We start from the raw sequence: 2,188 nt of genomic DNA, 5'->3' as shown, positions 1-2,188 counted from the left end.
ACTTGCAAAGGAGTGCATTGTAGCATCAAGAAAGGAAGCGGGAAATGTAGATTATCATCTTTATACAGGTAAAGAAGATAAGACAAAATTCTTCTTTGTAGAAGTATGGAAGGATGATGAGGCAATCAATACTCATAATGCATCAACACATTTCCAGAAGTTTGTAGGAGAATTTGGAGATCTTGTTTCAGCAGCTCCTGTTATCGAACAGACAGTTATGGTTGAATAATATGACGTAAGAATTAAAGATATTTTTATTATGCCAGAAAAAGAATATGAATTTAGAGAGCCTGAAGATTATCTCTTCGGGCTCTTTTGGGGTTTATTGGTTACTTTTGAGTAACTGAGTAATAAAAAAGTGCGTACTTAATCTATTTATCATTTAGAAATATACTATAGCCATAGTAAGGAGTGTGAATTTTATGGATATAGCAAAAGTTATTGATTTTAGAAAAAATAGACATGAATTACCAAATGGTTATAAAATTTCTATTGAAAGGGGAATAGCTGCAGTGAGAAATTTCAGATTAGGCATTTCATATGGCAATGGAAACAATATGGATAATATAGAAAAGCTCGCCGCAGAAATAAAAGCAGCTGATGCCATCATCATTGGTGCTGGAGCCGGCATGTCTACTGCAGCAGGATTTATATATAACGGACCAAGATTTGAAAAATACTTTTTTGATTTTCAAAAGAGATATGGAATAAATGAAATGTATTCCGGAGGTTTTTATCCATATCCTTCAAAAGAGATTTTCTGGGCCTATTGGGCCAGATATATCTATGTAAACAGATATATGGATCCGCCTAAGAAAACCTATAATAAGCTTTATGAGCTTGTTAAAGATAAGGATTATTTTGTTATTACAACTAATGTTGACCACTGTTTCCAAAAGGCCGGATTTGATAAAAAGAGGCTTTTTTATACCCAGGGAGATTATGGGCTCTTTCAAAGTGTGAATCCTGATATAAAAAATACTTTCGATAATGAAAAGTGGGTTGTCAAAGCCATGGAATCCCAAGGTTTTATAAGAAACAACGATGGTATATTTGATATACCGGAAGATAAAAATATTAAGATGGTAATTCCTACAGACCTTATTCCAAAATGCCCGGATGATGGCTCTGATATGACCACCAACCTTAGAGCTGATAATAATTTTGTTGAAGATAAAGGCTGGCATAGAGCATCCGGAGCTTATGCTGATTTCTTAAGACGACATGAGAATCTTAGAGTTTTATATTTAGAACTTGGTGTAGGATCAAACACACCTGTAATTATCAAATACCCATTCTGGCAGATGACAGCAGCAAGTGAAAAAGCTACCTATGCCTGCATAAATTATGGTGAAAGTTATTGCCCTAAGGAAATAGATGATAGAAGCATCTGCATTGACGAAGATATTGATAAGGCTTTGGATGAGCTTAGGAGCAAATGCGAATTATAATATTGAAATAATTTTTCAGATAATCTGAAATCCTAATAGGAGTTATCTAATGAATCAGAGTGAAAAAAGACTTTGGCTTTTAAAATATTTACTTGGCGAAAACTATCATTATAAGAATACGCCAATTCCAACTGATAGCAGTGAACAGAAAGACATGCTAAGAGCACTTATGAATGTGCGTATGCCAATGCCTGTTACTGAAGAATTTCTTGAGATTCAAGACAGTTATCTTCAAACAGAAAATGCGTCTGTAGGATATGTAGCAATAGAAGATATGAGTCCCTGTAAAAAAAGTGCTCAAATATACATTTGGCAAGGGGATATAACAAGACTTACTGTAGATGCAATAGTCAATGCTGCAAATTCACAGATGCTTGGCTGCTTTCAGCCGCTTCACTCATGTATTGACAACATTATTCATTCTAAAGCAGGTGTTCAGCTTCGACTTAAGTGTAATGAGATCATGGAAAAACAGGGCCATGAAGAACCAACAGGAAAGGCTAAGATAACACCGGCTTATAATCTGCCCTGCAAATATGTACTTCATACCGTGGGTCCTATAGTTCAAGGTCCTCTGACTAAAAAGCATGAGCAGTTTTTGGCATCCTGCTATAAGTCATGTCTTGATATAGCAGAGGAAAACGGTGTTAAGAGCATTGCTCTTTGTTGTATTTCTACCGGTGTTTTCATGTTTCCTAATCAGAGAGCTGCTGAGATTGCTGTAGAGACAGTTAAAA

At 35.4% G+C, this 2,188-nt stretch carries 3 protein-coding genes; all 3 read left to right on the top strand.

Annotated elements, in window-relative coordinates:
• Positions 1-229, top strand: a 229-nt coding sequence (locus K6G87_RS03685; RefSeq protein ID WP_296834055.1) for a putative quinol monooxygenase, incomplete at its 5' end; no start/stop codon positions are given.
• 193 nt (positions 230-422) lie between these two features.
• Positions 423-1,451, top strand: coding sequence for an SIR2 family NAD-dependent protein deacylase (locus K6G87_RS03680; RefSeq protein WP_296834052.1), 1,029 nt, complete (start codon positions 423-425; stop codon positions 1,449-1,451).
• Between the two features lie 49 nt (positions 1,452-1,500).
• Positions 1,501-2,188 (top strand): protein-ADP-ribose hydrolase (locus tag K6G87_RS03675; protein ID WP_296834049.1); only part of this gene is annotated, 688 nt, incomplete at its 3' end.

Source organism: Butyrivibrio sp. (assembly GCF_024699075.1).
Note: the sequence above shows the minus strand (reverse complement) of the source record. Positions and strands in the feature narration are given on the sequence as shown.